Origin of the sequence: Photorhabdus sp. RM322S, assembly GCF_042879395.1 — a bacterium.
GTDB lineage: Bacteria > Pseudomonadota > Gammaproteobacteria > Enterobacterales > Enterobacteriaceae > Photorhabdus > Photorhabdus khanii.
The window spans coordinates 1-26,238 of the sequence record NZ_JBHFKW010000043.1 but is presented as its reverse complement, the minus strand read 5'-3'; the positions used below and the strand labels follow the sequence as shown (position 1 = coordinate 26,238).

The window sequence follows — 26,238 nt, the reverse complement described above, 5'->3', positions numbered from 1 at the left end:
AATCAAATGCTAATAAAAATGCAGAATTAACACAAAACAAACATATTAATAACGTGATGTGGGTTGCAATAAACGAAATTTCCTAAGGTGATGATAACTCACTCATCACACTCTGTTGGTACATATCTGAAATAATTTCTTTATGTATTAATAAACGGGTTTGTTTCTTATTGATTGATATTTAACTGGTTATTTTTATTTTCCTCTATTTGTTTGTATTTTTCGTCATGCTCATTCAGTGACTCATCTCCCTTTGGGTATCGTTCTTTAGGACGATGGTCGGTATTCCTGATCACTTTCTATAGTGTATTTATCCTCGATAAAGTTTACAAAAAATTCACATATGAACCGTTGTGAGCGTTATTTTTACGACCGGAATAAAAGGGAACATGATGAATATGTCAACGCGGCTTACTTCGCACATTGAAAAGGGAGTGGTGGGGTTTCCTACCACACTGGCAAGTTCTGTCGGCGTTATCATGGCAAGCCCGGTTATTCTGACCGTGACAAGTGGTTTTGGCATTGGTGGTGATACTTTCGCCCTGGCAATGCTGATCAGTTTTATCATGATGCAGGCTCAGGTGACGACGTTTGCTGAAGCGGCAGCTATTTTGCCTACATCCGGCTCTGTCTATGATTATATCTCTTGTGGGATGGGACGATTCTGGGCGATTACCGGTGCGCTTTCAGCTTACTTAATTGTCCATATTTTTGCGGGTACGGCAGAAACGATCTTGTCCGGCGTTATGGCGTTAGTTAATTTTGAAAATCTCAATACGATGATAGAAAGCCATAACGCTTCGTGGATGGTGGGGGTTGGGCTGGTTATTACATTTGGATTACTGAATGCGCTGGGTATTGAAGCGTTCAGTAAAGTCGAAATTGTGCTGACATTCTGCATGTGGAGCACGTTGGTTATTTTCAGTATTTGTGGGTTATTGATACCGTTTGCTGTTCCGCTGGAGAGTTGGTTTGGTGAAGAGCTGAATCTGAGCGATCCATTGGCGGTACTGAGTCTGGTGGGTATGGCGATGTTTATGTTTGTCGGCTGTGAGCTGGTGACGCCGATGGCGCCTGAAATTAAAAACTCTGCAAGAGTGATTCCGCGGGCAATGATGACTGGCTTGTGTGGCGTAGCTTTTTGTATGTGTATATATGGGGCGTCAATCAGTCATCAGGTGGAAAATGTGCTGGTGGATGCGGAAAATAATATTCGTTTATTGGAAACGCCAATGGCGATCCCTGCTTTTGCCGGTCAGGTGATGGGTGATTTTGGTAAGTATTGGATTGGTATCGGGTTATTACTGGCGGGAGCGGCAACGATTAATACCCTGATGGCGGCGGTGCCGCGTATTCTCTACGGTATGGCATTGGATGGCGCATTGCCGCGTATTTTCGCTTACCTGCATCCACGTTTTAAGACGCCAATATTTGGGATTCTGGTTGCAGTGATGATCCCTTGTTTACATGCCTTTATTATTCAGGGTGATTTGAGCCGGATTATGCCGTTGGTGCTGGCTGCCGTATGTGCCTGGTGTGTGGCTTATCTGCTGGTGACATGTTCGGTGATATTATTGCGTATCCGCAGGCCTGATTTGCATCGTGCCTATAAATCACCGTTTTTCCCGTTACCTCAGATTATCTCCAGTGTGGGGATTATCCTGGCGATTATTCATATCACTCCGTCGGGAATGAATCCAAGTGAAGTATATATTCCATTCGCCATCATATTGGGTCTGACGGCCAGCTATGCTCTGTTCTGGACGTTATGTGTACAACGGGTGAATCCGTTTAAACCTGTACCCGTTGAGCAGGTGCTTTCGCATACTTTTGCTAAAGGTGAATTGCCGGGGGTGAAACTTGAGCCGCTTCGTTCCCTTGTTTGATCGTGTGTGGCGGCGGCTGAATAAGCCCCGCTATCCTGCCGGCTATCAGGCCGGTGTGACCCTGAGCCGGCTGAAACAGAACCTGTCACCTTATTGTTGTGAGCGTTTATCAGCAAAAAGTATGCAAATCATTTTGCCTGATGGATTGCCGGTTGAAGTTTATGAAAAGCCGAAGGCGTTGTTTCTGGCCTACATTGTAAGTTGTTGTTTTCGTTTGCACGGAATAACTTCACTTAAGGAAAAAATAGTTATTAAAGCCAACGTTAAAGGGATATTTCGGCGGAAGTTGGTGACTTATTATTGTTGTCAGGGGGCAGAATCTGGACAGCAGGTTATTGATTTACTTAATCAGTATCCGTTAATTGGTGAAACGTTGGCGGAATTGGATTTTCGGTATCTGACATTGAATATTCATCAGGGGCAATGGCAGTTTGAGGTGGAGCATTTTGCTGCTTCTGAGATTGTCAGCCGATTGCCAGCCAGTCGCCGTTATTTACGCCTGACGACGGAACAACGTCATCTGTTGCTCAGTACATTGCTGATGTTTAGTCAGCTAATGGGAAAGCTTTAATTTAGGCAATTTTTCTGCGTTGTGAAGATTAGGAAAAACATCGACTTGAGTTTTATTTTAAACCACGAATTAGGATTTAACCCATACGGGTATATGAATAATCCAGTGAGTTTATATTAATCCTCATGGCGAAAAAGGTATATTCACAATAAATCGTATTCTTATTTATAAACTAAGATAGATATCACAAATACCCTAGAAAATTTATTGAAATCTTTTATCGAATCACTGTGATTCCATCTAAACTTATATATATCAAGTAAAAAACAAAAAATAATACAAATAGGAAAATTTAAATGGCAGTGATAATTCCGGAGCCTTATCGTATAAAAGTTATTGAACCTATTAAAATGACGACAAAGCCATATCGTCAAAATGTGCTTGCAGAGGCGGGATTAAATCCTTTTCTTTTGAGGTCGGACGATGTTTTTATTGATCTTTTGACTGACAGTGGTACAGGAGCAATGAGCGACCGGCAATGGTCTGGAATATTCCAGGGTGATGAATCATATGCCGGTAGCCGAAGTTTTTATCATTTGGATAACGTCGTTAAAGATATATTTAATTATGAATATACCATTCCCGTACACCAAGGACGTGGTGCGGAACAGATTCTTTTTCCCTGTCTGGTTGAATTGGCGAAACAGAAAGGCGTTAGCCAGCCTATTTTTATTTCTAACCACCATTTTGATACGACAAAAGCTCATGTTGAAATTGCTGGAGGGCAAGCAAAAAACTGCATCTGTAATACAGCCCTTAATACTAATATACCAGATGATTGGAAAGGTAATTTTGATTTGGAACAATTGGCTGATGAAATTAGCAAATCTGGTCAGGAAATTGCTGCTATTATTATTACGATTACGTGTAATAGTGTCGGTGGGCAACCTGTCTCTATGGATAATATACGTTCAGCATCAGCTTTAGCCAGACAAGCAGGTATTCCGATTGTCATAGATGCAGCGCGTTTTGCCGAAAATGCTTATTTTATAAAACAGAGAGATCCTCATTATCACGATAAAAGTATAAGAGAGATTGTCAGAGATATGTTCAATGAAGCAGACATGTTTACTATGTCTGCCAAGAAAGACGGCATGGTCAATACTGGTGGCTTATGTTGTTTCCGTAATGATGAGAGTTTATTTCGGAGTGTCCAATTAAGGTGTGTCCTAATGGAAGGGTTTGTAACTTATGGCGGGTTGGCTGGTCGGGATATGGAAGCGATGGCTATAGGTTTACAGGAAGCATTAAATGAGAATTACCTTCACAGCCGAATCTCTCAAGTGGCATATCTGGGTGAGAAGTTACAAAAAGCAGGTGTTCCAATTCAAAATCCTGTTGGGGGTCATGCTGTTTTCGTCGATGCTAAACAAATTCTCCCCGATATTTCACCCGTTAATTTTCCTGCACAAGTTCTTTGTAATGCGCTTTATCTTGAAAGTGGTGTCAGGGCCGTTGAAATTGGTTCTTTAATGATGGGGCGAAATCCTGCTACAGATGAGCAAGAGCCTTCTCTGTTTGAATTGATGCGCCTGACTATTCCCCGGCGTACATATACCAATAATCATATGGACTATGTTGCGGAGTCTCTTATTGACGTAGTTAAAAAGGCCGATCAATTAAAGCCTCTTGATTTTAAATATGAGCCAAAAATCCTCAGACATTTCACTGCCCGATTCAAAGAAATACCCAGAAAGTAATTGGCCACTGATTTATTTAAAGTTGATCAAGTTTCGGAGGAAATAAGAATGTCCAGAACAGGTGAGCAATATATTGAAAGTCTGCGTGATGGAAGAACTGTTTTTCTTAATGGAGAAAAAGTGACTAATCATGTCGATCATCCTGCTTTTCGGAATGTAATCAGGACCGCAGCTTCACTTTATGATTACCAGGCAGAACATGCCGATCAGATGAGATTCGAAACACCTGGCGGTAAGAATGTGGGTTTATATTGGGAACTTCCGGATACCCGGGAGAAATTGATTGCCAGAGGCAATGCTGCGTATGCCTTGGCAACCCGGAGTGGTGGCTGGTTAGGCAGGAGCCCGGATCATGTTGCTTCTGTTATTACCGGAATGATAACTCACCTGGAAGTATTTGAGGAATATTCCAGAGACAGGGCAGAGGCGTTAAAAAACTACTACTTATATGCCCGTGACAAAGATCTTTATTTGGCTTTCACATTAGTTAATCCTCAAGGTGATCGATCCAAAACACCTAGTGAGCATACAAAAAATTTATTTCACTCTCTCGGTGTGCTGGAAGAAAAACCCCAGGGAATCATTGTTCGCGGGACGAAGATGTTAGGGACAGCTGCGGTGCTTGCAGAAGAAGTTTTTGTTAGTGTGTTCAATCCACTTAAAGAATCAGCTGATGATAAATATGCTTTGTCTTTTGCATTGCCTTTGAATACGAAAGGAATAAAAATTCTTTCCAGAAAATCCTATGAAATAGGGAGCAATAAATTTGATTCCCCTTTAGCGCATCAATTTGATGAAAACGATGCAGTTATTTATTTCGACGATGTTCTCGTTCCGTGGGAAAGAGTTTTTGTTTATAAAAATATTGATATGTGTCGTCGTCAATTCGAATCAACTGCCGCCGAAGTTTTAGGGGATGGTCAAAGTCTGGCTCGATACGCTGTTAAGTTGCATTTTTTGGCTGGTTTAGCTCATGCGCTGACTGAAGCCACAGGAGTTAATGAGGTTCCTGCCGTTCGCGAGTCGTTAGCAGAGCTTGCTTGCTACGCTACTAACATTGAAGGGCTTTTCCGTGGTTTGTTTCACAACCCAGACCGACATAATGGGTACTATATTCCCAATCAATTACAATTATATGCTTGTCAGGTCGTTGCTCAGTCAATTTATCCCAAGGTGATAGAAATCATCAGAAAACTCTCGGGAGGTGGCGTGATTATGTTACCGTCAAGTTATGTTGACTTCGCAAACCCAGAGATCCGTTGTTTAATAGAAAAAACACAATATTCAACCTTACTGGAACCCATTGAACGAGTAAAATTGCTGAAATTAGTCTGGGATGCTGTTGGTTCTGAATTTGTCTCACGTCATATTCAATACGAAATGTTCTATTCGGGAGCCCATTTTGTTGCTCTGTCTCGTCTTTATGGACGATATGACTGGAATTTAGCGAAGAGTATGAGCAAAGAGATTTTGGATTCCATTTCGGTTAATTAAATTTTGCAGTTGATAATCATACTGTTTGATTAAGTTTAATTTAGTGAGTAGTTAAACAACTTTATCTTTGTGACATTTTCAGAGGCGGAATAGAGTATATTCCGTCTCTTTTTCGTAAATGAATCACTTAATATTTTAATGTACAGGGATCCGCAAAATTATATCAACGCATTGAGTCATTTCTATTTTCGACCATAAATTATTTTATCCTGTTAGGGAATGATTTCTCTGGAATGTTTTTGCACATTTATCTCTGTATGGAAAAATTAGCACACAATTTATTCTATTGATAATAGTAATTGTTATTATTGTTAAATAACAATTTGATGCATGATTTGTCGCGGAAAAATGGTTGAATATTTTTAACTGAAAATCAATAAAAGAGAAAAGAATGAAAATAAAGATAATGATATGTGCTCTTATGGCTTCTTTCAATGTATTTGCATCTCCGTGTCACCAAATAAAATTCCAGCAAGATCAACAAGAAATAACAGGGAGTTTCGATTCTCAGGGAATGGCTTGTATTGAATTTAAAATTCAGGCTGAACATTATGTGCGCGGATCGGGACTGGGTATAGAGAAATTGGTGGTTCAGAAGGGGAATCAACAACATATTCGTACGCTTTTTTCCGATAATCCTGCGGATGCCCGGCAGTCAATTGGATTTACCGTTCCTCAGGCAGGAAAATACCGGTTGGCAGCCAGGGGGAAGGCTGGTGCCCCGTGGCAACTCACATTGTCATTTCCACATTATATTCCCTGGGATAATGATTACGGACAGCAACCAGAAAGCCCGCGCCTGAAACAACTCCAGGCTGAAATAGTAAAAGGGAAAGGAACCCATGCTTTCTGGCGAGAAATGGCCCGTCATGGTACACCACTGATTGAAGATTATGATGGTAAAGACAAACGGGTAACTTTCTTGTGGCGTGGGGCAAAAGCGAATGTTTTTATTCTTGGCGCACCAAGTAACGATCATGATCCTATGTCACATCTGGCAGGGAGTGATGTCTGGTTTCGCAGCTATATCGTTCCGTCAGATACCTTGATGCAATATAAATTGGCACCGGATTTGCCGCAGCTGGAAGGCACTGCTGACGAGCAACGTAGCGCGATTCTGGTGACTGCTCAGGCTGATCCGTTGAATAGAAATGTGGTGCCGGCGGTGTCAGAAGATGCGTTCAATCATGATTCATTGCTGGCACTAAGGCCAACGTTGTGCGATGTAGAGCAATTCAAGCAATTACCTTTTCATGGTGATGTTAAGGTTCATCTGCTTCAAAGTAGAATTCTGGGCAATAGTCGGGAAATTGCGATATATCAACCGGTTATCCCGATGAAACAGCCTGCCATGTTGGTGCTGTTTGACGGGAAGATTTACCGTAAGCAGTATCATATCGATAGATTTTTTGATTCCCTGATTGAAGAAGGAAAAATTCCACCAATGTATGTGGTGTTTATCGATAGCCTGGATAACGCACGCCGGGGTCAGGAGTTGCCACCCAACCCTGATTTTGCTGAATTTATGGCTAGCGAGCTGATGCCGTGGTTGGCTGCTCAGGGGATTGAAGCTCCGGCGGAACGTACCATTATTTCAGGCTCCAGCTATGGCGGACTGGCATCTTCATGGGTTGCATTTAACCACCCTGAGTTGTTCGGTAATGTCCTTAGTATGTCGGGTTCATATTGGTGGGCACCTCAGGGAGAAGAGCCTGAATGGCTGATCCGTGAGTTTGCCAAAGCAGAGAAAAAACCGCTTCGTTTCTATTTACAGGCGGGCTTGTTTGAAGTCAACCGGGGTGAATTGGAAGGTATTCTGCATAATAACCGTCGCATGAAAAAAACGTTATTGCAGAAGGGTTATCCGGTTGAATCCAGTGAAGTCTCCAGTGGTCACAATTATGTCTCATGGTGTGAGACGCTTTATCACGGAACACAGTCGTTGGTAACAAAATGGTAAATTGGATCTATTTTCTTCACATAATTGTCACATAGTTTATTTAGTATCCCTTTATCAGATAAAGATGATTTTTACTTCGATTGCTTTCTAATAAGGAAATCTTATGTCTCAAAAGTATACGAAAAGTTTGGTTGCAGCGATGATATCAGCCTTAATTTCAGGTGTCAGTTTGCCCGTGTTGGCGGAGGGTGAGCAGGGGGCGAATCAAATTATGGCGGAAGGTCGGGCAGTAAAAGGTAATATTATGGAATTTGGTGGTGCTCGCCGTATGAGTCACAATCAAACTGAGGCATTAAAAGCAGCAATTAATAACAATAAAGCCAAGAATGTTATTTTGTTTATTGGTGATGGTATGGGAGATTCTGAAATTACTCTCGCCCGTAACTATGCGGAAGGTGCCGGTGGATTTTTCAAAGGAATTGATGCCTTGCCATTCACCGGTCAATATACTCACTATTCTCTTGATAAAAAGACCCGGAAACCCAACTATGTGACTGACTCAGCCGCTTCTGCCACCGCTTGGGCTTCCGGTATAAAAACCTATAATGGCGCGCTGGGTGTTGATGTATTTGGTAAAGATCATCAAACTTTGCTTGAGCTGGCAAAAATGAATGGTAAAGCGACAGGTAATGTAACAACGGCGGCAATTCAGGATGCGACGCCAGCGGCACTTTATGCACATGTGACCGGTCGTAAGTGTTATGGTCCAAAAGAGACGACAGAAAAATGTCCGACTAATGCACTGGAAAATGGCGGGCGTGGTTCGATCACAGAGCAATTATTAATGGCTCGTGCTGATGTAACATTGGGTGGCGGTGCCAGGATTTTCGTCCAGAAATCGGTTGCCGGCGCTGGAAAGGGTAAAACGCTGGAAGAGCAGGCGCAAGAACAGGGCTATCAGTTGGTAAGAGATGTTAAGTCCTTGAATTCAATTACTGAAGCAAACCAGAAAAAACCGCTGTTGGGCCTGTTCCATGAAAAAAATATGGATATTGCCTGGGAAGGGCCTAAGGCGGTTTATCACGGTAATATTGATAACCCGCCAGTGAGTTGTAAAGTTAACTCCAAACGGAATCCTGATGCGCCAACGTTGGCACAGATGACGGAGAAAGCCATCGATCTATTGCAAGAAAATGAGAATGGTTTCTTCCTGCAAGTGGAGAGCGCTTCTATCGATAAGCAGGATCACAAAGCTAACCCTTGTGGGCAGATTGGTGAAACCGTCGTATTGGATCAAGCGGTTCAAGTTGGTCTGAAATATGCCCGTGAACATGGTGATACATTGGTTATTGTTACAGCCGATCATGCCCACTCTAGCCAAATTATAGAAGCTGATGTGAAATCTCCGGGATTAACTCAGGCATTAATTACCAAAGATGGTTCAATAATGGCGGTTAGCTACAGTAACTCTGAGGGTAAAGATCAGGAACATACGGGGACTCAGCTTCGTGTTGCTGCTTATGGACCTCAAGCAGCCAATGTTGTTGGTTTGACTGACCAGACAGACCTGCATTTCACCATACGTGATGCAATGGAGTTGAAGTAATTTTTGCCAAATGATGTGTTGAGTGGTAAAAGTTGAAAGTAAGGTTTTTTTAAAATCCCGCCCGTTAGTCAGATTTTCTGATTAGCGGGCAGATCTGTGTACAAGTCTCATAACCCCAAATACCCTACAAATCCGATAAAAAGGTTAACATCATTATGTCAGACATTCGCCTGTATATGCTGCAAACCGGATCCATCAAATGTAAGGTTCACAATATTAAGATGAATCAGGGGAATGGTGCCGATTATGAAATTCCGGTTCCGTTTTTTTTGCTCATTCATCCTAAAGGTCATACGCTGATTGACGGCGGTAATGCGGTTGAAATTGCAACTGACCCTGAAGGCTATTGGGGGGCTATCACAAAAGTCTACCGGCCGGTAATGCGTGAAGATGAAGGCTGTGTAGCGCAAGTGAAAAAGTTGGGTATCGATCCCGCAGATATCCGCTATGTGGTGCAATCCCATCTTCATCTTGATCACACTGGTGCAATAGGACGTTTCCCTAATGCGACGCACATCGTACAACGACTTGAATATGAATACGCCTACACGCCGGACTGGTTTGCTGTTGGTGGTTACATTCGTAAGGATTTTGATCGTCCGGGATTGAAGTGGGAATTTCTGGATGGGGAACGCAATGATTTGTTTGATATCTACGGAGACGGTATTTTAAAAACGGTATTTACTCCGGGGCATTCGCCGGGGCACCAATCACTGCTGGTCACTCTGTCGAACAGTGGCAGCCTGTTGTTAACGGTTGATGCTGCTTATACTCTCGATCATTGGGAAGAACGTGCATTGCCTGGGTTCCTCACCTCTACTATTGAAACCGTACGTTCGGTGCAAAAGCTACGGTATTTATCTGAACGTACGAATGCGATTGTGGTAACGGGACATGATCCGGATGCCTGGCCAACATTTTGTAAAGCACCGGAGTATTACGATTAACCCGATACAGCCCGCTTGAAAGCGGGCTCACTGTGTGCATTCGGCAGTGACTCACTCGGTAATTAGATGGCTTAAATGTCCACTTAATATTGGTCTGAGTCCTATTCCTCGCAGCAATTTACTTAATTCATTTAACTAATTCTTTGTGTAATTATTAATTTTTTGAAGAGGATAATTTTTGATTTTAATGTAAAGTGAAGAGATAAGTGATGATGATTTATAATATTTTGTTCCAATAACGATCACAAAATTAGCCCAACAAGGTTTACATTTTTGGCATAAGGCTGATATTGTTCAATAAAAATGAATTATAATGTCCAGATAATAAGTGTCAAAAAAATATTATATAAAATCATCAGTTATTTCTATTGTTAAATCAATCATGTAAATAAATTAAAATAGTTGTATTATTTATCCTTATAGAGTTTGAGAAATTTTAATATGTTCGAATATAAGTTGGATATTTCAGAAGAAATCGGTGTTATTGAAGGTAGAAAATTTAATAATTTGGATTGGAGTCATGAGGATCAACCAGATCTGGTATTTAAAGATTGTGTTATCATTGATTCGAAATTCTTAGGTGCAAATTTAAATGGCTTGCGTTTGAAAAACTGTCAAGTGTTTAACTGTGACTTTAGTGAAGCAAATATTTCAAATGGTAAGTTTGAAAATACATTATTTTATAATAAAGAGAACCAACAAGGTTGTAATTTCCATAGTGCAGACTTACGTGGTTCAACATTTATTTTCTGTGATATTTCAACAAGTAACTTTTATCGCGCCGAGTTATTCGATATAACAATTGATAGGTGTCAAGCACAAGGATGTCATTTCGAACTGGCTGACTTTACGAAAGCAGTCAGTCGAAAAGTGATATTTAGTGCAGCAACATTAATAAAATCAAATTTTCAGTATTCAGACTTTGAGGGAGTCTATCTTGAAAAATGCGATTTGTCAGAAAGCAAGTTAGTTTCAGTCGTATTGACAAGAGAAAATCTTGAAGGCGCGAACTTAACCAATACTATTTTTTCTCCTTCACAGTATGATGGGCTATCAATATTTAAAGCTGATCTGCGAAATGCGGAGATTGCAAATATAGATGTGAGAGCATTAGATTTCTCTGGCGTAGAAATATTTGAATGGCAAATGATTTCTTTGATGGAAGAGATGGGGTTTATCATTCATCCAAATAATTAAAAAATACCAGGCAGATTCGACTAATAAGTAAGTTTTTATATCCAGTTATTTTGGTGACTGTTTTTCATTCTGAATTTATGCAAAGGTAGATAACAATGGAACAAACTTGGCGTTGGTTCGGCCTAAATGATCCTGTTTCTTTAGATGATATTCGTCAGGCTGGTGCAACCGGCATTGTTGCCGCATTACACCATATTCCTAACGAAATCTTGGCCCGTAAAACTCTCATCGAAAATAAGGGGCTTATCTGGTCAGTTGTTGAAAGTGTGCCTATTCATGAAGAGATTAAAGGAGACTGTTATTTTAGTTGATTTATTAATACATAAATCTGGAGTGAAAAAAATTCCTATCTAGCCACATATTCTCCAATAAATAAGAATAGGTTATACCAATTCATTCTCAGTCTCACCAGTCGTATAATCCTTAAGTCTATTTTTACCAGATGTCTGCGGGTTACGAAAATATTTCAATCCACCTTTCTTCCAATCTGGCCATTGTTCAACTATTTTACTCGCTTCACTTAAATAAGCTAAGAACTCTTCTCTCTTAGTCATTTTTTTAACTCCTTTATTAAATTATTCACGTTAGCTGCTGACTCGGTCTCTTTTTCTATATAAGATAATGATAGCATCTTCATCCTCAACCTTCCATCCTTCCTGTGCCATTGAATAACTTTACCATCCTTATTTTTTCTTTTTATTTTATATCCTATCCCCAAATTTGTTGAAAACAAATTAAAGAAACAGCGAGGCCCAACACCCACGAATGGTTCAAAAATCACTTTATTATCAGAAGATTCATCTTCAGGTGTTGAAATAGAATCAACATGGAAATCAAAAGCTTTACTTTTAGGATAAGGTTCAATATAGACAACTCGCCTTATACCACTGGCAACAATATGTTTTGCACAATTATGACAAGGAAACGTAGTGCAATATAATATCCCATTATGAGTACTAATATTACTTCTTGCACATGCCAAGATTGCTTCCATTTCAGCATGTACAACCCTTCCATATTCGGTAATATCCTTTATCTTGCTTTGTAGGAGATATTCCTTAAATACTTCTTTTTTTTCATCCACAATATCTTTAAGTATATCTTCAATAATTAATCTTTTCTGTTTCGGGTTTGAATCTTCTCCTATTTTATAATCTCTACCATTTTCAGCATCTTCGATTACATCTCCCACATAATCAGGCCAATATAATCCCCCGCCGAACCATGGCACATCATTAGCCCCAGTTGAGATTATGCTCTTATCTTTCGTTAATACAGCACCAACTTGGCGGGAAAGATCTCCAGATCGTAACGAAGCAGAAAAAGCCATAAACATAGCATACTCGTCAAAGGTTGGAGTAACATATGGATTACCAAAAATAAGATCTAATATCCTCCATATATTATTGTCGGTCCTATTCTTATTTCCATCATAGCTTATAAAAAAATCAGATAACTCATAAGTATCTCTGGTATGCTGCCCCCATTTATTCCCTTCATCGGAATCACGATTAATCAATTCTCTAGCCTTTGCTTCATCGATACATTTATCAACGGTAAGATTTCTCAATCTCTGAAATTCACTCGTATATACACCTATTAGGAAAAACCCATTTGCATAAATCTCCCTTAATGCATTGACTTCATCCGGGTGTTTGAGAGAATGTATAATATACGCCCTCCTAATAGATGGTATTGGTAAAAAACGCTTCTTCTCTCTTCTTTTATTTATTTCTGCTACCGCCGCTAATGCCAATATAGAATTATCCTGACTAATCTCTCTTAAATAATTACCCTCTGACATTAAACAACTTATCCTTTCATAATTATCCCTTGTTGAGGGAATATCTCTTAATACTGAGATTATTTCAGAAGATATTCTTACCTCTTGTACATCATACCTGAACGCATTAAGTTTCTGTGTTATAGAATCTTTAATTATTTCCAAATCCGTTCCTACAGCACCAACTAACCCAATAACGACCTCAGAATCAAAATCACAAGATATCTGATCATCCTCAGATGGATACGTTTTATTATTAATCATGTTAAATATTTCCATTCATTATTGTTTTAATTTATTTCAAATAACGTTAATTACACCTATAAAATGCAATATCACATAAATTACCCTTTATCGTAAATTTATCTCCCTTCTACTACAATAAATATTAAATTGTATCTCTAATTATAGGAAAAATATGTTATTAATGATTTAAGAACGATGAGAATATAAACCAAAAACAATCCATGAAGCAATTAAAATATCACAATCATGTCGGACAGGCAGAACATAGTCATAATAGTTCTGCCTGAAAATAAATAGATTAGATAGAAAATATCCTTATGATCTCAATCGAATTTCTTCATCCTACCAGAAAAACACGGTTCTTAATTCATATTTACAACCCTATCAATTAAACCGGAATAAATTCTATCTTCCAACAACGTGAATCATTGAGATAGAGGCGAGGTTTATCCGTATCAGAATCCCATTCGAAATCAACAATAAGTTGAGTACTGGGATGGAAATAACTATTCTCGTAAACCCACCGTAAGACCTCTTTTTTCCCAGGCAAGATAACCGCATCAATATAAAGATCATCATTAGATACTTCAATATTTATCATTGATTCCGTTTCGTGATTATAATAGCGACCTGATAATCGTTGAATATCAATATCACCTTTATCAGTCATTTTTCTCAAATAAAAAACATTACCATTCTCATCAATCTGTTCCAGTGCGATAACACTATTATCTTCAATGACAGGTTTGAATTGAATTTCTCCCCCCTTCTCTTGGAATGTTCCATCAGTGTTAAAGATAATCGGATTACCTTTCTCGAATAAATTACCTAATAAATAGCAATCTTCCTTGGTAATAATATAAGGATAGGGATCTGCCCCTTTGAACATACCGGTGATATCAATATTACTGGTTCGGCAATGCTCTGGCTCAGTCATATCAGTGTTAAATAATACATTAAGACATTGATTAGTAAATTCAACGGTATTAATACCTGTTGCAGCCGTAATCACGATACCTAATTTAACATCAGGTAAAACACAAACATCAGCTTTAAAACCACCATAGGAACCATCGTGCCGTATTATTTTTTGCCCTTCACGTTGACTGATCATCAAACCGTAAGCATAACTGTTACGATTGCCATTGGTTAAATTTGGTGTACGAGATAATTGAGGCAACATATCCCGAACAATCGATGGTGAATAAAATGCTTTTATCCAGCGACATAAATCACTCACTGTAGAACGCAGCCCCGCACTCCCTATAGTTGAATCGTTGTGATCCGATCTTATCCATTGATTTACATCTTCATTATAGACATAACCTATCGCCCGGTCAGAAATAACCTCAGTCACATCATCATAGAAAGAGGTATTATTCATCTTTAATGGAATAAAAATATTTTCTTTCGCATATTCTCTTAACGATTTACCTGAAACGACTTTGATAATTTCCGCCAACAAATTATAGCCCGTATTACTATAGCGAAAATATTCCCCAGGAGTAAAATTAAGCTTTTGTTGCCGTTGAATCAGTTTTCTCAATAAACCCATACTGCGGTGGTCAAAATCTGAGTTTTTACCTGCCAAACCATAAGGAGCATATTTATCCCGTAACCCACTGGTATGATGAATAAGATGCTCGATGGTAATATCAGAGAAATGTGCCGGGAAATAATCCAAATATTGCCCAACTTTATCCTTGACGCTGAGCTTTCCTTCTTTTTCCAATAAGGCAATGCAAAAAGCAGTGAATTGTTTTGAAACACTCGCCAAATAGAATTTAGTATTAGGTTTTACAGCAACAGTATGTTCAATATTAGCCTTTCCGATATGGCGCTGATAAATCGTTTTATTACCGTGGGTCACAGCAACAGCGAATCCGCCACCCTTTTTTTTATTTTCAATATTAACCAGTTCGTCTATTTTCTTGAGAAATAATTCAATTTTATCAGTAGATATCTTTGATTTCATCATTAATTTCCTTATTTTAAGGTTATAAAACAGAACATATATATATGGGCAGTACTGTAAGACGTAAACAGGAAACATCCAAGTGATAATGGTTATCATTTAATATATAAAGGGCAATATAAAGTAACTACGGGAGCTGATGTTTACAAAAAAAAGACAGAACATAAATAGAATAGTTCTGCCTGGAAAAAGTGCATCTAATAGGGAATATCTTTAGGCCCTCAATAGCATTAATTCCATTCTGCTATAACAATGCCGTTCTTCATTCTGATTTATCACTTTATAAATTAAACTGCGACAAATTCTGCCCTCCAGCAACTCCAATCATTGATATAGAGATGAGGTTTATTCGTATCAAAGTCCAATTCAAAATCGATAACAAATTCAGTGCTCGGAGAGAAATAATTTAAAAATACGATATAAAACAATCAGGATAATACTGGTCTGGATAAAGGAGAATAGACTCCTTCTCAGCCTATTGTGCTGGAGATTCCTTTGATTATTTAATTGAGATCTCCAAAAGAAAATCCGGTAGAAGAATATATCAATAAAAAATACCAAGATAATAATAAAATCCAAGCTCATCCCAAAGTGAAAAGACTATTAGACTGGCTGAAATTAACGGCTAAATCCGATTATTGCAACTGGCTTGTACTTCACACTTTTTCGTATATGATATTGGTAATCATTATCATTTAAGTTGGTGCAAGTTATGATCAGGGTTAAAGATAGAGAAAGATCGTTTTTCTGGCAGGGTATCACCAGTTTGTGGGGAATGGGGTTATCCAGTTTGGCCGGAATGCTATTCGTCATCGTCAATCCTGGGGCTGAGCAGCTTAAAATTGGGGTTGTCGTTGCGATGCTGTTGACTTTATTCATGTTGCTGAACCAGAAGTCACGCCATTTTCTGCTAATACCATCGGGGTTTGCTGTGTTGTGTGTCTTATTAGCGGGAGCACACCGGTTTAGCTGTTTTTGATGTTTTGTTGAAGAAAAAACAGGTGCGAAGGAAGATTGATGCGGAAAATGAACAGATTGGTGCGAAAGGAGGGACTTGAACCCTCACGTCCGTAAGGACACTAACACCTGAAGCTAGCGCGTCTACCAATTCCGCCACCCTCGCAAGTACTGCCATTTTTTGTTGCCGAATTTAATCAGCGATTGTCTGATTTGGTGCGAAGGGGGGGACTTGAACCCCCACGTCCGAAAGGACACTAACACCTGAAGCTAGCGCGTCTACCAATTCCGCCACCCTCGCAAATTCAGACACTATCAGCGAGTCAGCTTGATAGCATGGGGGCGAATTCTAGAGGTTTTGCAGCCTGCGTCAATCATTATTTATTACGGCGTTGTATGATTGCCGTAAAAATCATCATTTTTTACGATTTTGTTAAAACAGCCTGTCCGTGGGCTAGGGACAGGCTGAATAAATCAGAACCTTTTCGTTGCCTGATAAACTTTAAATTTACCCGTTTGAGCAATAACTTCATGATTGCCAAAAGTTTTATCCAGTAAATCGGGATAAGGCAGGAAAGCGTTGGCAACAATCCGCAGTTTGCCGCCGGGTTTAAGGTAGTTAGGCGCTTGGCGGATCAGGTCATCCGCTGCTTGTAAATTGGTTTTTAGCCCGTCATGGAAGGGGGGATTAGAGATAATCCAGTTGAATTTATCTTCAATGTTGGAATAGACGTTACTGACGACAACATGACCTTCCAGTTTATTAGCTTTTAACGTCGCTTTACTGGAAGCGATAGCCGCTGCATTGACATCACTGAGAGTAAGCGCTAACTCAGGGTTTTTCTTACCCAGCACGGCGGCCAGAACACCAGCACCACATGCGATATCCAGTAAGCTGCCGGAGAGAGGTTTGTCAAAAGTGGAAAGGAGTAACCGGCTACCAACATCCAATTCATCCTGGCTGAATACACCCGGTAAAGTATTCACGGTCACGTTTTCTACCTGATAACTGTTCCACCAGTTTTCCTGATCAAACAGCACTTCATGTTCCAGCTGGCCGTAGAACAGGCTGCAACGGCGGGCACTGTCGATTTTATGGAAAGTAGCCATGCTTTCCATCAGTTTGTCTACACTGCGTACTCCACTACGGTTTTCGCCGACAACGAAAATATCAATACCTTTTGGCAGAACAGAAAACAGGCTGCGTAACTGAAAGCGAGCTTCCTGCTTACTTTTAGGCCAATAGTAGATTAGAGTGTCACAACTCTGGGTAAATCCTTTTTCTGCTGCCAGGCCGAATAAGGCATTATCGCCCAGGGTGCGGATCAGTGATTGCCAGTGATGATACTGGCTAGTGTGTACTTGCACACTGGCAGCATCAATTTGGGTTGCCAGTGTGTCCTGGATATCACCGGCGAAGAGCAGGTGATGAGAGCTAAATTGCTCACGGTGACGCAAAATAACTTCACTGGCGGGGGTTAACGCAGACATTTGTCTATAGCTCCTTTATGTTCTTCATGTTCTGTGCCAAGTATCAGGGACGGGTAAATCTAAAGCCCAATATTGGCGCGGATAGTGGCCTCTGATAACATGTTACTGATTATTTTTTACAGCAGGTGAATAAATATGGTAACCCGGCGCGACAGGTTATTAGCTCTATTGGGGATTACCCAATGGGGCTTGCGTAACCCGGCGGTTTTGCAAGGTGAGTTAGCTGTTCACTTACCCGATACCACCCGTCTGCTGATTATTACTAATGACCAAATTGATTTAACTAATTCATTATTAATAGATATTTTCACAGCTATGGGGCTGGATAAATCCTCTGTTTACTGCATTACATCGGATAATGTTGCGATGTTACCGGAACAGGTCAAGTGTCCATGTTGGCTGTTGGGGGTGGATATTACACTATCATGGCAGGGAATTTCTTTGAGAAGCCCTGCATTAAATGATTTATATTGTGACGGGAAGGCAAAACGTTCCCTTTGGCAGCAGATTTCACAACATGAACAACATTTCTCTATTAACTCCCGCTGATCTCCCGTCCGCTTTTCTGGTTGAGAAAGCCAGTCATGCGTTTCCGTGGAGTGAGAAAACATTTTTCAGTAATCAAGGTGAGCGGTATCTGAATTATAAAATAGTGATTAATGAACAGCTTATTGGTTTTGCTGTAACCCAATTGATATTAGATGAAGCAACCCTGTTTAATATTGCCATTCATCCCGACTATCAAGGTCAAAGCTACGGTAAAGCGCTACTGGAGTATTTAATAGCAATTTTGCCTGGGAAGGGGATTAATACTTTATGGCTTGAAGTAAGACAATCGAATTGCTCTGCTATTAGGTTGTATGAACAGTCAGGATTTAATCAAGTGACTGTCCGTAAGCATTACTATCCTGCTGCGACAGGTAAAGAAGATGCCATCATCATGGCGTTGCCGTTATTTGCGTAATAAGTGCGATAAAATTGATTGATTGTTTATAGCACCAATTTCAGCGAAAATGAGCGCCAATTTTTCATTCACCCACGGGTTTGGCAGCTGTTTTCCTTGCGGGGAAGCGTCTAATGTTGAGTACAAGCCCGTTTACAAAGCAGAAGATTGTTATTGATGTCAAATTCCCCTTTTCAGCATGAAGTCGCTAAACGGCGAACTTTTGCTATCATTTCTCACCCTGACGCAGGGAAAACGACTATTACTGAAAAAGTGTTGCTGTTCGGACAGGCGATTCAGAAAGCCGGTACGGTAAAAGGCCGTGGTTCAAATCAGCACGCCAAATCTGACTGGATGGAAATGGAAAAGCAACGTGGTATCTCCATTACCACGTCTGTGATGCAGTTTCCTTACAGCGATTGCCTGGTTAACCTGCTTGATACGCCGGGGCATGAAGACTTCTCTGAAGATACTTACCGTACATTGACGGCTGTTGACTGTTGTTTGATGGTCATTGATGCCGCTAAAGGGGTTGAAGATCGTACACGTAAACTGATGGAAGTGACCCGTCTGCGCGATACTCCAATTCTGACGTTCATGAACAAGCTTGATCGCGATATCCGTGATCCAATGGAACTGATGGATGAAGTGGAAAATGAGTTGAATATCGCTTGTTCCCCAATCACCTGGCCGATTGGCTGTGGTAAATATTTCAAAGGGGTTTACCACCTCTATCTTGATGAAACTTATCTGTATCAGACCGGAAAGGGTCATACTATTCAGGAAGTTCGCGCTATCAAGGGGCTGAATAACCCTGAGCTGGATGCGGCGATTGGTGAAGATCTGGCTGAACAATTGCGTCAGGAACTGGAACTGGTTCAGGGGGCTTCCCATGAATTTGATCATCAGGCATTTTTGCAAGGTGAACTGACACCGGTATTTTTCGGTACTGCGTTGGGTAACTTCGGTGTTAACCATATGCTGGATGGTTTGGTTAAATGGGCGCCCGCGCCGATGCCTCGTCAGACCGATGCGCGTGAAGTCTCCGCTCAGGAAGATAAATTCACCGGATTTATCTTTAAGATCCAGGCCAATATGGACCCTAAACACCGTGACCGCGTAGCTTTCATGCGTGTGGTGTCAGGTCAATATGAAAAAGGCATGAAGCTGCGTCAGGTAAGAACGAAGAAAGATGTGGTGATTTCTGATGCGCTGACATTTATGGCGGGTGATCGTTCTCATGTGGATCATGCCTACCCGGGAGATATTATCGGTCTGCATAACCATGGCACAATCCAGATTGGTGATACCTTTACTCAAGGGGAAGATCTGAAATTTACCGGTATTCCTAACTTTGCTCCGGAATTATTCCGTCGTATCCGTTTGCGTGATCCTCTGAAACAGAAACAGCTACTGAAAGGATTGGTTCAACTCTCTGAGGAAGGCGCGGTACAGGTATTCCGTCCACTGGCAAATAACGATTTGATTGTGGGAGCGGTAGGTATTCTACAGTTTGATGTCGTTGTTGCCCGTTTGAAAAGTGAATACAACGTTGAAGCCTTATATGAACCGGTAAACGTTTCAACGGCTCGCTGGGTTGAATGTCATGACGCGAAAAAACTGGAAGAGTTTAAGCGTAAGAATGAGCAAAACCTGGCGCTCGATGGGGGTGATAATCTGACTTATATTGCACCCACGATGGTTAACCTGAATCTTACCCGTGAACGTTATCCTGACGTCAATTTCCGTAAGACACGGGAACATTAATATTTTATAAGGCTAACAATGGGTTAGCCTTTTTCTTTACAAAAATATATGTAACACAAGAGTAATTTATAATTTTAGTCGGTAAGATTCGTCTTATTTTATAGCTCTTTGCTTAATTTTCCTGTTATTATTTCTTTGTCTCTCGCCGTATTGATGTTTTTATTTTCCAATTTAACTTAGCTATTGGAGGTAATAACCTATTTTTAATTCTAATGCGGATTGTGATTCTGTTGAGATTACTTTATACAAAAACAGTTTGCATGGCTTTATAGATTCAGAAATCTAACCGACAAAAGGAAGGTATAAGATGAAGAATGTTAAATTGACTCACTCATTGATGGCTGTTGTCTTGTGTACAGCCCTGGTCAGCGGTAGTGTGTTGGCGGAAGAGTCTTTTAAAAATAAAGCGACACAAGCACTTGACAGTGCTGGTCAGAAAATTGATGACTCCATGAAAAGTGTCGATGGTTACATGGATGATAGTGCTATCACCGCGAAGATTAAAAGTGAGTTGTTGGCGGAAAAAGGTATCAACAGTACCGGCATTGCTGTAAAAACAGAAAAAGGAGTTGTTTATATTTCTGGTTTTGTGAAAAGTGAGCAGCAATCCAGAAAAGTGCTGGATGTTATCTCTAAAGTGAAAGGGGTCAAATCTATTCAAAACGGTCTGACCATAAAAAAATAATATGTTTTTCTAATTGAATGGTTGTTTTCTATTCAAATAATTTTGTTTTGTACTAATCGGATATGCGCCCTCACCAGGGGTTTTTATCAAAATATTGACTACGTAGCACCATAATATAATGACGGATAATAACTTCCCAAGTTATGCTCTCTATCCGTCATTTATTTTTTTGGGGGACTGTGTGGGGAAACGTATACCGATAACTTTGGGAAATATTGATCTATTATCCCATAAATATAAATCGCATATTAAATCTGGAAAGGTTGCACTTGTTTGTGAGGGTGGGGGGCAGCGCGGTATTTTTACAGCGGGTGTGCTGGATGAATTTATGCGCGTTGAATTTAACCCGTTTGATCTATTGCTTGGTACTTCGGCGGGTGCTCAGAACCTTTCGGCCTATATTTGTGGGCAGCGTGGATATGCCCGGCGGGCTATCACCCGTTATACAACCAGACCTGATTTCTTTAACCCTCTGCGTTTTGTTCGTGGTGGTCATTTAGTTGATTTAGACTGGTTTTTGCAGACCGTTTCTCAGGAACTTCCATTGGACATCCCCGCCGCTTTACGCAAATTTGAGGCTGGATGTGAATTTTATATGTGTGCGTGTCGTTCAGATAATTTTGAACCAACCTATTTTCATCCTGATGGAAAGAATTGGCTGGAAGTGATTAAGGCATCGAGTGCTATTCCTGGGCTTTATCGCAATGGTGTGACGATTGATGATGTTGTTTATTATGATGGTGGTATCAGTGACGCCATTCCCGTGGAAGAGGCGTATCGCCGTGGTGCTGATACGATAGTGGTGATCCGCACTGTTCCTTCGCAGCTCTATTACACGCCTGATTGGATGAAACGGATGGAACGTTGGTTGGGGGATAGCAGCCTGCAAAAGATGGTACGGATGTTACAGCAACATGCGAAAAGTTATTACTGCACACAGAAATTTATTGAAAATCCACCTGATGATGTACAGATTTTTGAAATCTATCCGCCTGCGCCATTAACTGCCAGTGCATTAGGCAGTCGTTTGCCGGCCCTGAATAAGGATTATCATCTTGGGCGTCGTTGCGGTCGCTATTTCCTGGCGACGGTTGGTCATGCATTTGTTGGTGATAAGTTTGGTATGGCGGAGCGTAAAAATTATCGTTTGAGCCGTAATGTCTCGCGCCGGAGTGAAGAAAATAGCGTTTTGGTTAAACCATCAACTACATTGGCAGAATCGCCAGAACAGATGAATAACGGATAGTTCCATGTTTATTGATACCCACTGCCATTTTGATTTTCCCCCGTTTCGTGGTGACGAACGGCGGAGCCTGCAACGGGCGGCACAGGATGGTGTGGATAAAATTATTGTTCCCGCTGTGAGTGGGAAAAATTTGCAACGGGTATCTGAACTGGCTCGCGTTTATCCGGAGATTTATGCGGCGTTGGGCTTGCATCCTCTTTATATCAATGAACATCAGGAATCGCATCTTGCTGATCTGGCGCGATCACTGAAACAGAAAAATGAAAAGCGGGTGGCTGTCGGAGAGATTGGCCTTGATCTTTATATGGCTGAGCCTCAGTTTGAAAAACAGAAAGAATTACTGTGCGCTCAATTGCGGCTGGCAAAACAGTGTGAATTACCTGTCATACTTCATTCCAGAAAAAGCCATGATCAACTGGCCGCGATCCTGAGAAGAATCGACCTTCCCCGTACCGGCGTGGTACATGGATTCGCCGGGAGTTTATCTCAGGCAGAGGCTTTTATCCGTTTGGGATACTACATCGGGGTAGGGGGAACCATTACTTATGAAAGAGCACAGAAAACCCGTCGCGCAGTTGCTGAACTTCCTTTAACTTCTCTTGTGCTGGAAACAGACGCACCGGATATGCCACTTTTCGGGTTTCAGGGAGAGCCTAACCGACCGGAAAGAATTGCCGGGGTTTTTGCTTCGTTATGTGAGCTTCGCCGTGAATCTCCTGATGAAATCGCTGTTCAGCTTTATAGTAACGGTGTTGAGTTATTTGGGTTGAATAGTTAAGTGGAATATCATAAAACTTTAACTGCGCTTACCTGATAATCATCTCTTAATTGTTTGTTATTTTGCCATCCCGATGGTTAGATTATCTTATTGTAGATTATTTCTGCTATTTTATGTGATATGTATCACATTTATCGTTTTTCTATTGCTTTTTTCGGTGGGTATTTGTGATGTAGATAGCTTGTTCATTCCGATGACTGAGTATAATCAGCGCCGAAACAGTGTCAGTGAACATTTACATTCTTACTGACATATTTAATTTATTATTAAGTGAACAGGGATTCTTCCAATGCAACTCTTTATGAGCCTGGTCGGGATGGTAGTGCTGATCTTGATCGCAGTACTTTTCTCCAGTAACTATCGCGCTATTAAACTTCGTACTGTCCTTGGTGCTTTTTTGATTCAGGTCGCTATCGGCGCTTTTGTACTTTATGTTCCCGCAGGCAAGATAATATTAATGGGTATGTCTGAGGGAGTTTCCAGTGTTATCCAGTATGGTCAGCAAGGAATGGATTTTATTTTTGGTGGATTAGTTTCCCCCAAAATGTATGAACTGTTTGGTGGTGGTGGTTTTGTTTTCGCCTTGCGTGTATTGCCTATTATCGTTTTCTTCTCTTCACTGATTGCTGTTTTGTACTACATCGGTGTTATGCAGCTCGTTATCAAAATATTGGGTGGTGGCCTGCAAAAAGTTCTCGGAACTTCACGTACTGAATCTTTGTCCGCAACAGCGAATATTTTTGTGGGTCAAACTGAGGCGCCATTGGTTGTTCGCCCTTATATTGCCACTATGACCCAGTCTGAACTGTTTGCGGTTATGTGTGGTGGTCTGGCATCTGTCGCCGGTTCTGTACTGGCCGGTTATGCATCAATGGGCGTACCGTTGGAATATCTGATTGCGGCTTCCTTTATGGCAGCTCCAGGTGGTCTGTTATTCGCTAAACTGATAGTACCTGAAACTGAAAAGTCGCAAGACACTGTTGATGCGATGTCACTCGTTGCGGAAGAAGATCGCCCTGCTAACATCATTGATGCAGCCGCTTCTGGTGCGGCTTCTGGTATGCAATTAGCGCTGAACGTCGGTGCAATGTTACTGGCGTTTGTTGCCTTGATTGCGTTAGTGAACGGTATTCTTGGTGGTATCGGTGGCTGGTTCCATTACCCACAACTTTCTCTTGAATTGGTGCTAGGCTGGGTTTGTGCGCCTATTGCTTACCTGATTGGTGTTCCATGGCATGAAGCAACAGTTGCCGGTTCCTTTATCGGCCAAAAACTGGTTGTGAACGAATTCGTTGCCTTTATGAACTTCGGCCCATATTTGCAATCGGATGATGTGGTTGCGGCTGCGGGTTTACAGGTTCTGTCAGGTCACACCAAAGCAATCATCTCCTTTGCACTGTGTGGCTTTGCTAACCTTTCTTCTGTCGCTATCCTGCTGGGTGGTTTGGGCGGTATGGCGCCAAGTCGTCGTGGGGATGTCGCTCGCCTGGGGATTAAAGCAGTAATAGCAGGTACATTATCCAACCTGATGAGTGCAACTATTGCCGGTTTCTTCCTGGCACTGTAACTTTGTTGCAATATGCAGGTGGGATAATCCCGCCTGCAATCCATTTTCCTTCCAGTTTTATCTTCATCCGATCTCCTTTGGGAAACTTCGTCCTTTTGCGACAGCCTTGCTCCCCTCTATGATAGGAAAAACCCCTTACATTGGGGGCATTCAACCCAATCTCCTTTGCCTGCAATAGGAATACCGTTGTAAGTCTATTGCTCAATGGCGGTAATCACTTTACCGCCATGATCAGTCATATCACTCAGCAAGATAACGGCTTTTAACATCAATTTCCTCCATCGTTTTACGATTGGCAAATAATATCGTTGCCATTAAATCTCAGTTATTAATGGCAGTAATCCCAGATCCACTAACTGAATTTCAACATCATTGGATTTATCAATATCGTCCTGATTTTCACCGTCAAAAATGCCCTTTTTGGTGATAATTAGGGTACCAATTTGTTGATCATATTGATAAACGGGAAGGACTTCTTCTGCTATAGGAAGAGAGGATTTATCAATCACTCTGGGTTGGTAAAGCATCCAGCCGACACTGAGGCGATCAGGAAAGACTTGTTTACTTTTTAATGTATATTCATTGGACTCCACCTGAATATGGGGTGAATCACGGCTCAAGGCCAGATAGTTAACCAGATTAGTTAACTGTGATACATCAAGCTGATGAGTGTCAATATTTAGATTCAGTTGCAGCCAAACCCAGTTAGGGCGAGCACGTCGCATTTTTTTATAACTAATACCACTGGATAATTTATCCTTTTCTCCATCCCATATGCCGGTAATAAGCACCGGAAAATTTTTCTTATAATCTCTTTCAAAGTCTTTTATAGCGACTTCGGTTGGCCCCTGTTCATCAAACACAACATGTTGCAGAGCCTGCTTTCGGGAATAACCGGTTAAATACCAAGTTTTCTTCCTACCGAAAAAAATATCAATTTGCTGTGTAATATGAAACAAATCCATCAGCGCGGTATGGGCGGTAATGGTTTCCTGCTGTTCATAACGTATATTGATTTCTATACGAATTATCGTCATATTTACCTCGGATTAAACTGTTGTCATTAAATCGGAACAGGATGTATAACGAACATTGATGTTTTATTACAGAGTGTTGCTTCTCTCTATGATAGGAAAAACCCCTTTGCATTGGGGACATTCAACCTAATCTCCTTTACCTGCAATAGAAATACCGTTGTAAGTATATTGCTCAATGGCGGTAATCACTTTACCGCCATGATCAGTCATATCACCCAGCAAGATAACGGCTTTTAACATCAATTTCCTCCATCGTTTTACGATTGGCAAATAATATCGTTGCCATTAAATCTCAGTTATTAATGGCAGTAATCCCAGATCCACTAACTGAATTTCAATGTCATTGGATTTATCAATATCGTCCTGATTTTCACCGTCAAAAATGCCCTTTTTGGTGATAATTAGGGTTCCAATTTGTTCATCATTTTGATACACGGGAAGGACTTCTTCTGCCATAGGAAG

At 40.9% G+C, this 26,238-nt stretch carries 21 protein-coding genes, 2 tRNA genes and 2 pseudogenes; 17 read left to right on the top strand and 8 right to left on the bottom strand.

Annotation, left to right across the window (positions count from 1 at the left end; translation table 11 throughout):
* Window positions 1-392: 392 nt before the first annotated feature.
* From ACGF63_RS19295 to ACGF63_RS19255, 9 genes and pseudogenes are all read left to right on the top strand, one after another.
* On the top strand, window positions 393-1,886 hold the full coding sequence (locus ACGF63_RS19295; RefSeq protein ID WP_387632731.1) for an APC family permease: 1,494 nt from the start codon (window positions 393-395) through the stop codon (window positions 1,884-1,886).
* Window positions 1,861-2,457 carry a DUF3156 family protein gene (locus ACGF63_RS19290; protein WP_387632717.1) on the top strand — a complete coding sequence of 199 codons (597 nt, stop codon included), beginning with the start codon at window positions 1,861-1,863 and terminating at the stop codon, window positions 2,455-2,457. Before ACGF63_RS19295 ends, ACGF63_RS19290 begins: the two co-directional genes overlap by 26 nt.
* A 296-nt stretch (window positions 2,458-2,753) precedes the next feature.
* On the top strand, window positions 2,754-4,157 hold the full coding sequence (locus tag ACGF63_RS19285) for a tryptophanase (protein ID WP_152963496.1): 1,404 nt from the start codon (window positions 2,754-2,756) through the stop codon (window positions 4,155-4,157).
* Window positions 4,158-5,651 (top strand): 4-hydroxyphenylacetate 3-hydroxylase family protein, encoded by a 1,494-nt coding sequence (locus tag ACGF63_RS19280; RefSeq protein WP_387632715.1) that lies wholly within the window; start codon window positions 4,158-4,160, stop codon window positions 5,649-5,651.
* 421 nt (window positions 5,652-6,072) lie between these two features.
* Window positions 6,073-7,611, top strand: a complete 1,539-nt coding sequence (locus ACGF63_RS19275) for an alpha/beta hydrolase-fold protein (protein WP_241826100.1) — start codon at window positions 6,073-6,075, stop codon at window positions 7,609-7,611.
* 103 nt (window positions 7,612-7,714) lie between these two features.
* A complete protein-coding gene (gene phoA, locus ACGF63_RS19270; RefSeq protein ID WP_036843921.1) occupies window positions 7,715-9,157 on the top strand; it encodes an alkaline phosphatase in 1,443 nt (480 codons plus the stop codon).
* A 155-nt stretch (window positions 9,158-9,312) separates the two neighbouring features.
* Window positions 9,313-10,104, top strand: a complete 792-nt coding sequence (gene attM / locus ACGF63_RS19265) for an N-acyl homoserine lactonase AttM (protein ID WP_387632713.1) — start codon at window positions 9,313-9,315, stop codon at window positions 10,102-10,104.
* A 441-nt stretch (window positions 10,105-10,545) separates the two neighbouring features.
* Complete coding sequence (locus ACGF63_RS19260) at window positions 10,546-11,301, top strand: pentapeptide repeat-containing protein (RefSeq protein WP_387632711.1); 756 nt, start codon at window positions 10,546-10,548, stop codon at window positions 11,299-11,301.
* 95 nt (window positions 11,302-11,396) lie between these two features.
* Window positions 11,397-11,591 (top strand): annotated as a pseudogene (locus ACGF63_RS19255) (mannonate dehydratase); the annotation flags it as partial.
* 93 nt (window positions 11,592-11,684) lie between these two features.
* On the opposite strand, the gene ACGF63_RS19250 reads toward ACGF63_RS19255, so the two are convergent.
* The 3 genes from ACGF63_RS19250 to ACGF63_RS19240 all read right to left on the bottom strand — a co-directional run bounded on the left by ACGF63_RS19250 (window position 11,685) and on the right by ACGF63_RS19240 (window position 15,308).
* On the bottom strand, window positions 11,685-11,855 hold the full coding sequence (locus ACGF63_RS19250) for a hypothetical protein (protein ID WP_387632710.1): 171 nt from the start codon (window positions 11,853-11,855) through the stop codon (window positions 11,685-11,687).
* Window positions 11,852-13,348, bottom strand: coding sequence for an anti-phage dCTP deaminase (locus ACGF63_RS19245; protein WP_387632708.1), 1,497 nt, complete (start codon window positions 13,346-13,348; stop codon window positions 11,852-11,854). The genes ACGF63_RS19250 and ACGF63_RS19245 overlap by 4 nt, the downstream gene beginning before the upstream one ends.
* A 370-nt stretch (window positions 13,349-13,718) precedes the next feature.
* Window positions 13,719-15,308 (bottom strand): serine hydrolase domain-containing protein, encoded by a 1,590-nt coding sequence (locus tag ACGF63_RS19240; RefSeq protein ID WP_387632706.1) that lies wholly within the window; start codon window positions 15,306-15,308, stop codon window positions 13,719-13,721.
* A 709-nt stretch (window positions 15,309-16,017) separates the two neighbouring features.
* Here ACGF63_RS19240 and ACGF63_RS19235 point away from each other — a divergent pair.
* Window positions 16,018-16,284 carry a DUF1435 family protein gene (locus tag ACGF63_RS19235; protein ID WP_051477200.1) on the top strand — a complete coding sequence of 89 codons (267 nt, stop codon included), beginning with the start codon at window positions 16,018-16,020 and terminating at the stop codon, window positions 16,282-16,284.
* A 57-nt stretch (window positions 16,285-16,341) separates the two neighbouring features.
* Here the strand turns inward: ACGF63_RS19235 and ACGF63_RS19230 are convergent.
* The 3 genes from ACGF63_RS19230 to rsmC all read right to left on the bottom strand — a co-directional run bounded on the left by ACGF63_RS19230 (window position 16,342) and on the right by rsmC (window position 17,753).
* Window positions 16,342-16,428 (bottom strand) — tRNA-Leu (locus ACGF63_RS19230).
* Window positions 16,429-16,476: 48 nt separating this feature from the next.
* Window positions 16,477-16,563 (bottom strand) — tRNA-Leu (locus ACGF63_RS19225).
* Window positions 16,564-16,736: 173 nt separating this feature from the next.
* On the bottom strand, window positions 16,737-17,753 hold the full coding sequence (gene rsmC / locus ACGF63_RS19220; protein ID WP_036843917.1) for a 16S rRNA (guanine(1207)-N(2))-methyltransferase RsmC: 1,017 nt from the start codon (window positions 17,751-17,753) through the stop codon (window positions 16,737-16,739).
* 135 nt (window positions 17,754-17,888) lie between these two features.
* Between rsmC and ACGF63_RS19215 the strand changes: the two genes are divergently transcribed.
* From ACGF63_RS19215 to ACGF63_RS19185, 7 genes are all read left to right on the top strand, one after another.
* A complete protein-coding gene (locus ACGF63_RS19215) occupies window positions 17,889-18,302 on the top strand; it encodes a DNA polymerase III subunit psi (RefSeq protein WP_036843915.1) in 414 nt (137 codons plus the stop codon).
* Entirely contained in the window at window positions 18,271-18,717 is a 447-nt protein-coding gene (rimI, locus tag ACGF63_RS19210; RefSeq protein ID WP_387632705.1) for a ribosomal protein S18-alanine N-acetyltransferase, read from the top strand. Before ACGF63_RS19215 ends, rimI begins: the two co-directional genes overlap by 32 nt.
* A gap of 156 nt (window positions 18,718-18,873) precedes the next feature.
* Window positions 18,874-20,463: a peptide chain release factor 3 gene (prfC, locus tag ACGF63_RS19205; RefSeq protein WP_036843912.1), complete on the top strand. Its 1,590-nt coding sequence runs from the start codon at window positions 18,874-18,876 to the stop codon at window positions 20,461-20,463.
* 307 nt (window positions 20,464-20,770) lie between these two features.
* On the top strand, window positions 20,771-21,148 hold the full coding sequence (locus ACGF63_RS19200; RefSeq protein WP_152963500.1) for a BON domain-containing protein: 378 nt from the start codon (window positions 20,771-20,773) through the stop codon (window positions 21,146-21,148).
* Between the two features lie 181 nt (window positions 21,149-21,329).
* Window positions 21,330-22,394, top strand: coding sequence for a patatin family protein (locus ACGF63_RS19195; protein ID WP_036843909.1), 1,065 nt, complete (start codon window positions 21,330-21,332; stop codon window positions 22,392-22,394).
* A 4-nt stretch (window positions 22,395-22,398) separates the two neighbouring features.
* The gene (locus ACGF63_RS19190; protein ID WP_036843908.1) at window positions 22,399-23,172 is read left to right on the top strand and encodes a TatD family hydrolase; all 774 of its coding nucleotides are present in this window, start codon (window positions 22,399-22,401) and stop codon (window positions 23,170-23,172) included.
* Window positions 23,173-23,473: 301 nt separating this feature from the next.
* Window positions 23,474-24,739: a NupC/NupG family nucleoside CNT transporter gene (locus ACGF63_RS19185; RefSeq protein ID WP_192903225.1), complete on the top strand. Its 1,266-nt coding sequence runs from the start codon at window positions 23,474-23,476 to the stop codon at window positions 24,737-24,739.
* Window positions 24,740-25,053: 314 nt separating this feature from the next.
* On the opposite strand, the gene ACGF63_RS19180 is transcribed toward ACGF63_RS19185, so the two are convergent.
* The gene (locus tag ACGF63_RS19180) at window positions 25,054-25,776 is read right to left on the bottom strand and encodes a hypothetical protein (RefSeq protein WP_387632704.1); all 723 of its coding nucleotides are present in this window, start codon (window positions 25,774-25,776) and stop codon (window positions 25,054-25,056) included.
* Window positions 25,777-25,905: 129 nt separating this feature from the next.
* Window positions 25,906-26,016 (bottom strand): annotated as a pseudogene (locus ACGF63_RS19175) (PAAR domain-containing protein); the annotation flags it as partial.
* Window positions 26,017-26,238: the final 222 nt, after the last annotated feature.

Coding starts and splice junctions, on each gene's coding strand:
- ACGF63_RS19250 (WP_387632710.1), bottom strand. CDS start 11,855: ATGACTAAGAGAGAAGAGTTCTTAGCTTATTTAAGTGAAGCGAGTAAA.
- ACGF63_RS19185 (WP_192903225.1), top strand. CDS start 23,474: ATGAGCCTGGTCGGGATGGTAGTGCTGATCTTGATCGCAGTACTTTTC.
- ACGF63_RS19215 (WP_036843915.1), top strand. CDS start 17,889: ATGGTAACCCGGCGCGACAGGTTATTAGCTCTATTGGGGATTACCCAA.
- ACGF63_RS19190 (WP_036843908.1), top strand. CDS start 22,399: ATGTTTATTGATACCCACTGCCATTTTGATTTTCCCCCGTTTCGTGGT.
- ACGF63_RS19180 (WP_387632704.1), bottom strand. CDS start 25,776: ATGACGATAATTCGTATAGAAATCAATATACGTTATGAACAGCAGGAA.
- ACGF63_RS19240 (WP_387632706.1), bottom strand. CDS start 15,308: ATGATGAAATCAAAGATATCTACTGATAAAATTGAATTATTTCTCAAG.
- ACGF63_RS19245 (WP_387632708.1), bottom strand. CDS start 13,348: ATGATTAATAATAAAACGTATCCATCTGAGGATGATCAGATATCTTGT.
- ACGF63_RS19275 (WP_241826100.1), top strand. CDS start 6,073: ATGGCTTCTTTCAATGTATTTGCATCTCCGTGTCACCAAATAAAATTC.
- ACGF63_RS19295 (WP_387632731.1), top strand. CDS start 393: ATGAATATGTCAACGCGGCTTACTTCGCACATTGAAAAGGGAGTGGTG.
- rsmC (WP_036843917.1), bottom strand. CDS start 17,753: ATGTCTGCGTTAACCCCCGCCAGTGAAGTTATTTTGCGTCACCGTGAG.
- ACGF63_RS19200 (WP_152963500.1), top strand. CDS start 20,771: ATGAAGAATGTTAAATTGACTCACTCATTGATGGCTGTTGTCTTGTGT.
- ACGF63_RS19285 (WP_152963496.1), top strand. CDS start 2,754: ATGGCAGTGATAATTCCGGAGCCTTATCGTATAAAAGTTATTGAACCT.
- attM (WP_387632713.1), top strand. CDS start 9,313: ATGTCAGACATTCGCCTGTATATGCTGCAAACCGGATCCATCAAATGT.
- ACGF63_RS19260 (WP_387632711.1), top strand. CDS start 10,546: ATGTTCGAATATAAGTTGGATATTTCAGAAGAAATCGGTGTTATTGAA.
- ACGF63_RS19235 (WP_051477200.1), top strand. CDS start 16,018: ATGATCAGGGTTAAAGATAGAGAAAGATCGTTTTTCTGGCAGGGTATC.
- phoA (WP_036843921.1), top strand. CDS start 7,715: ATGTCTCAAAAGTATACGAAAAGTTTGGTTGCAGCGATGATATCAGCC.
- prfC (WP_036843912.1), top strand. CDS start 18,874: ATGTCAAATTCCCCTTTTCAGCATGAAGTCGCTAAACGGCGAACTTTT.
- rimI (WP_387632705.1), top strand. CDS start 18,271: ATGAACAACATTTCTCTATTAACTCCCGCTGATCTCCCGTCCGCTTTT.